This is a genomic window from Bradyrhizobium sp. WSM4873, from assembly GCF_055811355.1.
Window position 1 is genome coordinate 194,492 of sequence record NZ_JBVVPS010000011.1, and the last position, 8,885, is coordinate 203,376.

Annotated in this window: 8 protein-coding genes and 1 pseudogene; 7 read left to right on the forward strand and 2 right to left on the reverse strand. The window is 63.8% G+C overall.

Going from position 1 to position 8,885, the window contains the following annotated elements:
- Positions 1-4 precede the first annotated feature (4 nt).
- The 7 genes from pqqD (at position 5) to AC0L21_RS17495 (ending at position 8,254) form a co-directional block, all read left to right on the forward strand.
- On the forward strand, positions 5-316 hold the full coding sequence (gene pqqD, locus AC0L21_RS17465) for a pyrroloquinoline quinone biosynthesis peptide chaperone PqqD (protein ID WP_275169259.1): 312 nt from the start codon (positions 5-7) through the stop codon (positions 314-316).
- Positions 313-1,506 carry a pyrroloquinoline quinone biosynthesis protein PqqE gene (pqqE, locus tag AC0L21_RS17470; RefSeq protein WP_473263051.1) on the forward strand — a complete coding sequence of 398 codons (1,194 nt, stop codon included), beginning with the start codon at positions 313-315 and terminating at the stop codon, positions 1,504-1,506. Before pqqD ends, pqqE begins: the two co-directional genes overlap by 4 nt.
- The gene (pip, locus tag AC0L21_RS17475) at positions 1,503-2,489 is read left to right on the forward strand and encodes a prolyl aminopeptidase (protein WP_473263052.1); all 987 of its coding nucleotides are present in this window, start codon (positions 1,503-1,505) and stop codon (positions 2,487-2,489) included. The genes pqqE and pip overlap by 4 nt, the downstream gene beginning before the upstream one ends.
- Positions 2,490-2,504: 15 nt before the next feature.
- Complete coding sequence (locus tag AC0L21_RS17480; protein ID WP_473263053.1) at positions 2,505-3,182, forward strand: hypothetical protein; 678 nt, start codon at positions 2,505-2,507, stop codon at positions 3,180-3,182.
- A 233-nt stretch (positions 3,183-3,415) separates the two neighbouring features.
- Positions 3,416-5,215: an FAD-dependent oxidoreductase gene (locus AC0L21_RS17485; protein ID WP_473263054.1), complete on the forward strand. Its 1,800-nt coding sequence runs from the start codon at positions 3,416-3,418 to the stop codon at positions 5,213-5,215.
- A complete protein-coding gene (locus AC0L21_RS17490; protein WP_473263055.1) occupies positions 5,185-7,032 on the forward strand; it encodes a 2-oxoacid:acceptor oxidoreductase subunit alpha in 1,848 nt (615 codons plus the stop codon). Before AC0L21_RS17485 ends, AC0L21_RS17490 begins: the two co-directional genes overlap by 31 nt.
- A gap of 166 nt (positions 7,033-7,198) precedes the next feature.
- On the forward strand, positions 7,199-8,254 hold the full coding sequence (locus tag AC0L21_RS17495) for a 2-oxoacid:ferredoxin oxidoreductase subunit beta (RefSeq protein WP_473263056.1): 1,056 nt from the start codon (positions 7,199-7,201) through the stop codon (positions 8,252-8,254).
- A 4-nt stretch (positions 8,255-8,258) separates the two neighbouring features.
- Here the strand turns inward: AC0L21_RS17495 and AC0L21_RS17500 are convergent, their stop codons facing one another.
- Complete coding sequence (locus AC0L21_RS17500; RefSeq protein WP_354129552.1) at positions 8,259-8,702, reverse strand: DUF4399 domain-containing protein; 444 nt, start codon at positions 8,700-8,702, stop codon at positions 8,259-8,261.
- A gap of 17 nt (positions 8,703-8,719) precedes the next feature.
- A pseudogene (locus AC0L21_RS17505) lies at positions 8,720-8,885 on the reverse strand (SUMF1/EgtB/PvdO family nonheme iron enzyme); the annotation flags it as partial.

The following is an 8,885-nucleotide window of genomic DNA, read 5'->3' on the forward strand; positions in this document are numbered from 1 at the left end:
AGCGATGGCCGGGCCGCGTCACATCAGCGTCAGCGAGACCAGCCGGCCGGTTCTGCCGCGGCACGCCAAGCTGAAATATGACGAGACGCGAAAAGTCTGGGTGATCCTGGCGCCCGAACGCGTGCTGGCGCCGGACGAGATCGCGGTCGAGGTCTTGCAGCTCTGCGACGGCGAGCGCAATGTCGGCGAAGTGTCCGACCAGCTCGCGGCAAAATACGCAGCGCCGCGCGAGGCGATTTTGGCCGACGTCATCGTCATGCTGCAGGATCTCGCCGACAAGGGCTTTCTCACGGAGGCCCGGGAGAAGACGTCATGAGCGATGTGCTCGGCAATCCCACCATCCCGCCCGACGCCAGCGACAGCCTCGCGGTGCTGGAGAAGAGCCGCTCGACGGCGGAGACGTTCGGCATTCCGCTCGCCGTGCTGCTCGAGATCACCCATCGCTGCCCGCTGCAATGCCCCTATTGCTCCAACCCGGTCGAGCTCGACCGCTCGGGCAAGGAGCTGACCACCGAGGAATGGAAGAAGGTCCTGAGCGAGCTCGCCGAGATCGGCGTGCTCCAGGTGCATTTCTCCGGCGGCGAGCCGACCGCGCGCAAGGACCTGGTTGAGCTGGTCAAGCATGCCAGCGACGTCGGCCTCTACACCAATCTCATCACCTCGGCCGTGCTGCTGACGCGCGAGCGGCTGAGCGAGCTTGCGGATGCCGGGCTCTGTCATGTGCAGATCAGTTTCCAGGGCGTCGAAGAAGCCCTCGCCGATCGCGTCGGCGGTTACAAAAACGGGCACCGCAAGAAGCTGGAAGTGGCAAAATGGACGCGCGAGCTCGATTTGCCGCTCACCGTGAATGCGGTGATGCACCGGCAGAACCTGCACCAGCTGCCCGATATCATCCAGATGTCGGTCGATCTCGACGCCGACCGGCTCGAGGTCGCCAATGTGCAATATTACGGCTGGGCGCTGAAGAACCGCGCCGCCTTGATGCCGACAGTGGCGCAGCTCGACGAGTGCACCCGCATCGTCGAGGAGGCGCGCGAGCGGCTGAAGGGCCGGCTCACGATCGACTATGTCGTGCCCGATTATTACGCGCTGCGGCCGAAGAAGTGCATGGGCGGCTGGGGCCGGCAGTTCTTCAACATTTCGCCGGCCGGCAAGGTGCTGCCCTGCCACGCCGCCGAGAGCATTACCGGGCTCGACTTCGAATCGGTACGCTCCAACCATTCGATCGCCTGGATCTGGCAGAACTCCGAGGCCTTCAACCGCTATCGCGGCACCGGCTGGATGAAGGAGCCGTGCAAGACCTGCGAATTCCGCGAGATCGATTTCGGCGGCTGCCGCTGCCAGGCCTTTGCGCTGACCGGTGACGCCGCCAACACCGATCCGGCCTGTGCGCTGTCGCCGCTGCACGAGACCATCTTCAAGCAGGCCGAGCGCGAGGCCGAGGGCGACACCAACCGCTTCGTCTATCGCAATTTCGCCGGCGGCACTCTGGAATCCGGCGAATGACGCCTGACGCCGACGCGGCCGGCTCAGTCAAGCGCGCCGATCCCTTTGCGCCGCTGAGCTCCGAAATGCTCGACGTCGGCGACGGCCACGAGCTCTATGTCGAGAGCGTCGGCCGCAACGACGGCATCCCCGCGGTCTATCTGCATGGCGGCCCCGGCAGCGGTAGCCAGCCCGACCATCGCCGGCTGTTCGATCCCGACCGTTTCCACGCCGTGCTGTTCGACCAGCGCGGCTGCGGTCGCAGCCGGCCGAAGGGATCGCGCCAGCACAACACCACGCAGCATCTGATCGCGGACATGGAAAAGATCCGCGAGAAATTCGGCGTCGCGCGCTGGATGGTGGTCGGCGGCTCCTGGGGCGCGACGCTGGCGCTGGCTTATGCGCAGGCGCACCCCGAGCGCGTCTCCGGGATTGCGCTGCGCGCGACGTTTCTCGGCACGCGTGCTGAAGTCGAGATCGCCTTCACCTCGCGCCTGTCAGAATTCTACCCCGCGCTCTACGAGGATTTTCTCAGCGTGCTGCCGTTCGAGGAGCGCGCGCGACCGGTGGAAGCCTACTATCGCCGCATCCTCGATCCCGATCCGGCCGTGCATGGACCCGCATCGCGCGCCTGGCACGACACCGAGCGCGCCTTGTCGGAGCACAAGGCGGCAAAGACGCGGATCGACCTGGCGTCGCTGAACGTGTGGCGCACATTGCCGGCGACGCCGTTCATGGAGGCGCATTATTTCGTCCAGGACAGCTTCATGACGGAGAACCAGTTGTTGCGGAACGCCGGCAAGCTTGACGGCATTCCCGGCATTATCGTCCAGGGACGCTACGACCTGTTGTGTCCTCCCAAGACATCCGAGCGGCTAGCGAAAGCGTGGCCGGGTTCCGAGATTCGTATCGTGGAACAAGCCGGCCATTCGCTCTATGATACCGGCGTGCGAGACGCGATCATGAAGTCGATCGCGGACATCGCCTCGAAGATCTCGCGCTAACAGGACAACAAGAAAATGCCACTCGCTGGAAAAGGCATGCTGCTGACGTCGATGAACATCGATGCGGCTGCCGAAGCCGATTTCAATCGCTGGTACGATCGCGAGCATCTGGAAGAGCGCGTTGCGATCGAGGGTTTTCTGGAGGCGCGGCGCTATGTCGCGCACGCCGCCAATCCCAAATATCTCTCGCTGTATTCGACCGCGACGCTCGACGTGCTCGACAGTCCCGCCTACCGGGCGCGGCTCGCCAATCAGACCGAATGGTCGCGACGGAGCATGGCGCATTTCAAGGACATGCTGCGCGTGGTCGCCCGCATCACGATCAGCAACGGGACCGGCCGCGGCGCGGCGCTGGGCGTAGTCCGGCTGCGGCCGACGCCGGACAATGCAGCCGCGTGGCGTGACGCACTGCAAGAACGGCTGGCGCCGGACAAGCACGACGGCATCATCTCGATGCATCTGCTCGAGAGCGAACCGGAATTGTCGGGCGCGACGGCGGACATTCCGGCGGTGCGCAACGAAGGCGCGCGCGACTGGTTCGTGCTGATCGACGGCACGCATGTCGGCGCGGTGTCGGCCGTGATCGCCGCGCGCTTCACCGGCCCTGCCGCCTCGCCATTCCCGCTTCCCGTGTCGGTCGGCACCTACAGCCTGATGTGGGACCTCGCGAAGAGCGACATCACGCGCAACTAGGCCACCGGACGCATCGCAACATGCTGCACCGCCACATACTGCGCGCGGCCGTTAATGCTGTGTGCGCGTAGCTCCCATGAAAGAGGGGAAGCGCGAAATTTGCCGTTGTACTTCGGAGCCGTTCTAATAAGCTAACCCAATGACGTCATTCAGAAACCAGATCGCCGCGCGTTAGCGTTCGCAAGCTCAAGAAAAGGCCGCCGGGTCTTTGAGCCTGCGCGGACAGGGTAGGAATGAAACCGACCGATATTGCGGCCCCCGACTACTTTCACAAAGTGGTCGATTGCCAATGGGCCTGTCCTGCGCACACTCCCGTTCCCGAATACATCCGACTGATCGCTCAAGGCCGCTACAGCGACGCCTATATGATCAACTGGAAATCGAACGTGTTTCCCGGAATTCTGGGACGCACCTGCGATCGTCCATGTGAGCCGGCGTGCCGCCGCGGACGCGTCGAGGATACCCCGGTCGCGATCTGCCGCCTGAAGCGCGTCGCCGCCGACTTCAAGGATGACATCACGCAACGCCTGCCGCGGCCCTCGGCCAAGAACGGCAAGCGCGTTGCCTTCGTCGGCGGCGGTCCCGCTTCGCTGACGGTGGCGCGCGATCTCGCGCCGCTCGGCTATCACTGCACCGTGTTCGACGCCGATCCCCGAGCCGGCGGCATGATGCGCTCGCAGATCCCGAAATTCCGCCTTCCGGATTCAGTCATCGACGAAGAGACCGGCTACATCCTGGGTCTCGGCGTCGACTTCAAGGGCGGCCACCGCATCGCGAGCATGAAGGCGCTGCTCGCGGAGAAGTACGACGCGATCTTCGTCGGCTCCGGCGCACCGCGCGGCCGCGAGCTCGACATTCCCGGGCGCAAGGAAGCAGCCGCCAACGTCCATATCGGCATCGACTGGTTGTCCTCCGTCTCGTTCGGCCATACCGACAAGATCGGCAAGCGCGTCGTCGTACTCGGCGGCGGCAACACCGCGATGGATTGCTGCCGCACCGCGCGCCGCCTCGGCGGCGAAGAGGTTAAGGTCGTCGTGCGCTCCGGCTTCGAGGAAATGAAGGCCTCGCCCTGGGAGAAGGAAGACGCGCTCCACGAGGACATCCCGATCCTCAACTTCCTTGTGCCCACAGCCTTCGTTCACGACAATGGCAAGCTCACCGGCATCACCTTCCAGAAAGTGAAGGCCGAATACGACGCCAAGGGCCGCCGCAACCTTGTGCCGTCGGGCGAGCCGGACCAGACCATCGAATGCGACGACGTGCTGGTCGCGGTCGGCCAGGAGAACGCCTTCCCCTGGATCGAGCAGGACTGCGGCATCGAGTTTGACAAATGGCACATGCCCAAGGTCGATCCGAAGACGTTCGTATCCACCAATCCAAAAGTGTTCTTCGGCGGCGACGCCGCCTTCGGGCCGAAGAACATCATCTGGGCGGTGGCGCAGGGCCATGACGCCGCGCTGTCGATCCACAAAATGCTCTCGGGCGAGGACGTCACCGAGCGGCCATTGCCGGAGGTGCACATCTCCTCGCAGAAGATGGGCATCCACGAATGGAGCTATGACAACGACATCTCCAACGACAAGCGCTACAAGGTGCCGCATCGCGACAAGGTGATCGCGCTGAAGGACATCCGCACCGAGGTCGAGCTTGGCTACGACGTCAAGCTGGCGCTGGGCGAGGCCCATCGCTGCCTGAACTGCGACGTCCAGACCGTGTTCTCGACCTCGCTCTGCATCGAGTGCGATGCCTGTGTCGACATCTGCCCGATGGATTGCATCACCTTCACGGAGAATGGCGATGAAACCGATCTGCGCCAGCGCCTGAAGGCGCCGTCACTGCATCCCGACCAGGACCTCTACGTGTCCTCTGATCTCAAGACCGGGCGCGTGATGGTGAAGGACGAGGACGTCTGCCTCCATTGCGGGCTGTGCGCCGAGCGTTGTCCCACCGGCGCCTGGGACATGCAGAAATATTTGATCGAGATGACTCAAGCGGGTTCGACATGTCCGACAAAAAGCCGATCAGCAGCGTAAACGACTTCGTCGTCCGCTTCGCCAACGTCAACGGATCGGGCTCGGCCAGCGCCAACGAGATGTTTGCGCGCGCGATCCTGCGCCATGGCGTTCCGGTGAGCCCCCGTAACATCTTCCCGTCCAACATCCAGGGCCTGCCGACCTGGTACGAGGTGCGGGTGACCGAAGACGGCCATCTCGGCGCCCGCGGCGGCGTCGACATGATGGTCGCCATGAACCCGCAGACCTGGGACAAGGACGTCGCCGGCATCGAGCCCGGCGGCTATCTGTTCTACGATTCCACCAAGCCGATGCCGTCGACGAAATTCCGCGACGACATCACCGTGATCGGCGTCCCCCTGACCGCGATCACCAACTCGACCTACACCGATCCGCGCCAGCGCCAGCTGTTCAAGAACATCATCTATCTCGGCGCGCTCTCGGCGCTGCTCGACATGGACCCGAAGCTGATCGAGCAGCTGATCGGCGAGCAGTACAAGGGCAAGGAGAAGCTGCTCTCGTCCAATGTCCACGCGCTGCATCTCGGCCGCGACTGGGCGCTGCAGAATTTGAAATGCCCGACCGGGCTTCGGGTAAAGAAGTCCGACAAGGTCGGCGACCGCATCTTCATCGAGGGCAACAGCGCCGCCGCGCTCGGCGCCGTCTATGGCGGCGCCACAGTGTGCGCCTGGTATCCGATCACGCCGTCCTCGTCGGTGGCGGAGGCTTTCACCGCGCATTGCAAGAAGTACCGGCACGATCCGGAAACCGGCAAGGCGAAATACGCCATCGTGCAGGGCGAGGACGAGCTGGCTTCGATCGGCATCGTGATCGGCGCCTCCTGGAACGGCGCACGCGCCTTCACCGCGACCTCCGGCCCCGGCATCTCGCTAATGACCGAGTTCATTGGCCTGTCGTATTTCGCCGAAATCCCGGCCGTGATCATGAACATCCAGCGCGCCGGTCCCTCGACCGGCATGCCGACCCGTACCCAGCAATGCGACATCATCGCCTGCGCCTATGCTTCGCATGGCGACACCAAGCATGTGCTGCTGTTCCCGGAAGATCCCGCCGAGGCGTTCGAGTTCGCGGCCGCGGCTTTCGATCTCGCCGAGCGGCTCCAGACCACCATCTTCCTGATGCTCGACCTCGACATCGGCATGAACCACCGGCTCTGCCGTCCGCTGAAATGGGACGATGCCAGGCAATATGACCGCGGCAAGGTGATGACCGCGGCGATGCTGGATGAAGGCCGCGATTTCGGCCGCTATCTCGACGTCGACGGCGACGGCATCCCGTACCGAACCTATCCCGGCACGCATCCGACCAAGGGCTCCTTTTTTACCCGCGGCACGTCGCGTGACCGCTATGCGCGTTACTCCGAAGAAGGCTCGGTCTACGCCGACAACATGCAGCGGCTGATGCGCAAGTTCGAGACCGCGCAGGATCTGGTACCGCGACCGCTCCAGGCCAATGCGGAACGGCCGACCAAATACGGCGTGATCTATTTCGGCTCGACCACGCCGGCGATGGACGAGGCGATCGGATTGCTTGAGGCACGAGGCCATCAGCTTGATCGCCTGCGCATCCGCGCCTTCCCGTTCCACTCCAGCGTGGCGAGCTTCCTCGCCGAGCACGATTTCGTCTACGTGGTCGAGCAGAACCGCGACAGCCAGCTGCGCCAGCTCATCGTCAACGAGAACGGCATCGACCCGGTGCGGCTGGTGCCGATCGTGCACTACGACGGTTCGCCGATCACCGCCCGTTTCATCGCAAAAGCCATTGGCGACCACCAGGATCACCTCAAGGTGACCCCGCTCCGCAAGGCCGTGTCATGACCTACGCTTTACTCTTTCCTTCGTCATGCCCGGGCATAGCCGTCCGAAGGACGGCGTCGCTTCCGCTCGCCTATGCCCGGGCATCCACGCCTTCCTTCCTTGCCGCCAAGACGTGGATGGCCGGGTCAAGCCCGGCCATGACGCGGCTGGGATTGCAGGTGCTCGCATGACCTACATTGCAAAGCCGAAATTCCACCATCCCGGGCTGAAGAAGAACGAGCTCGGCTACACCCATCGCGACTACGAAGGCAAGATCTCGACGCTGTGCGCGGGCTGCGGCCATGACTCGATCACGGCCTCGATCATCGAGGCCTGCTATGAGCTCTCGATCGAGCCGCACCGGGTCGCCAAGATCTCCGGCATCGGCTGTTCGTCCAAGACGCCGGACTATTTCCTCGGCAATTCGCACGGCTTCAACTCCGTGCACGGCCGCATGCCCAGCGTGCTGACCGGCGCCAACCTCGCCAATCGCGACCTGATCTATCTCGGCGTCTCCGGCGACGGCGATTCCGCCTCGATCGGCTTCGGCCAGTTCGCGCATTCGATCCGGCGCGGCGTCAACATGACCTATATCGTCGAGAACAACGGCGTCTACGGCCTGACCAAGGGCCAGTTCTCGGCGACCGCCGACCGCGGCTCGAAGTCCAAGAAGGGCATTACCAACACCGACAACGCCATCGACCTCGTCGCGATCGCGCTGCAGTTGGGGGCGACTTTTGTCGCGCGCTCGTTCTCCGGCGACAAGACCCAGCTCGTGCCGTTGATCGCGGCCGCGATCCGCCACAAGGGCGCATCGTTCATCGACGTCATCAGCCCCTGCATCGCCTTCAACAACCACGCCGGCTCGACCAAGAGCTTCGACTATGTCCGCGAGCACAATGATGCGGTGAACCGGCTCGACGTGCTGGTCGGCCGCGATCCGATTGCGGTGGACTACGCACCGGGCACGGTGCAAATGGTCGAACAACATGACGGCAGCAGGATCGCGCTGCGCAAGATCGACGCCGACTACGATCCGCACGACCGGCTCGGCGCCCAGACCTTCCTGCAAAAGCACGCCGCAAAGGGACAGATCGTCACCGGCCTGCTCTACGTCGATCCCGACGCGGAAGATCTGCACGAGCATCTCAACACGGTCGATACGCCGCTCAACACGCTGGAAGCGGACACGCTCTGCCCGGGCTCGGCGCTGCTGGACAAGTTCAACGCCAGCCTGCGGTGATCGCCTACCGCGCCGCGGCCGGCTGCCGGACGCGTATGGTGATCTTCTCCGAGACGATGGGCGGCTCGAACGGATAGTGCTTGGCATCGCCCAGCACGAGTTGAAGCGTATGCGTCCCGGGCGGAAGCTCGAGCAGCGTTTCGGTCTGCCCTGCCCCGAAATGCAGATGCGACTTGTCCTGCAGGATCGGCTCCTTGGGATCGATCGGGTCGTTGACGTCGATCAGCAAATGATGATGGCCGGCGTTCTGATACTCGTCGCCTGCATGGGTCACTCCCATGTTGCGCAAGCCGAACCGGACCCAGAATCCGCCGCGGACCTTCTGCCCGTCATGCGGGGTGATGAAATAGAGCTTTGCGTCCTTGGGCGCTGCCTTGCCTTGCGAAAAGGCTGCCCCCGGGAGCAATGCGAGCGCCGCCGCCAGTGCGACGCAACGAAGGATCTGCATCAAACCAACTCCACCACTTAAGGACTGAGCGCCACGCGGAATCCGTGCGTCGGATAACGAACATTTGTGTCGTAGCCGTCGCGGTTGGACGGCCGCACATATCTCGAATCGTTCTTCCAGGAGCCCGAGCGCAGGACATGAGCGCTGCAGTCCCCGCTGCTCCATGCCGAGCCGTCGGTGGGC

Coding starts and splice junctions, on each gene's coding strand:
- AC0L21_RS17480 (WP_473263053.1), top strand. CDS start 2,505: ATGCCACTCGCTGGAAAAGGCATGCTGCTGACGTCGATGAACATCGAT.
- pqqD (WP_275169259.1), top strand. CDS start 5: ATGGCCGGGCCGCGTCACATCAGCGTCAGCGAGACCAGCCGGCCGGTT.
- AC0L21_RS17490 (WP_473263055.1), top strand. CDS start 5,185: ATGTCCGACAAAAAGCCGATCAGCAGCGTAAACGACTTCGTCGTCCGC.
- pip (WP_473263052.1), top strand. CDS start 1,503: ATGACGCCTGACGCCGACGCGGCCGGCTCAGTCAAGCGCGCCGATCCC.
- AC0L21_RS17500 (WP_354129552.1), bottom strand. CDS start 8,702: ATGCAGATCCTTCGTTGCGTCGCACTGGCGGCGGCGCTCGCATTGCTC.
- AC0L21_RS17485 (WP_473263054.1), top strand. CDS start 3,416: ATGAAACCGACCGATATTGCGGCCCCCGACTACTTTCACAAAGTGGTC.
- pqqE (WP_473263051.1), top strand. CDS start 313: ATGAGCGATGTGCTCGGCAATCCCACCATCCCGCCCGACGCCAGCGAC.
- AC0L21_RS17495 (WP_473263056.1), top strand. CDS start 7,199: ATGACCTACATTGCAAAGCCGAAATTCCACCATCCCGGGCTGAAGAAG.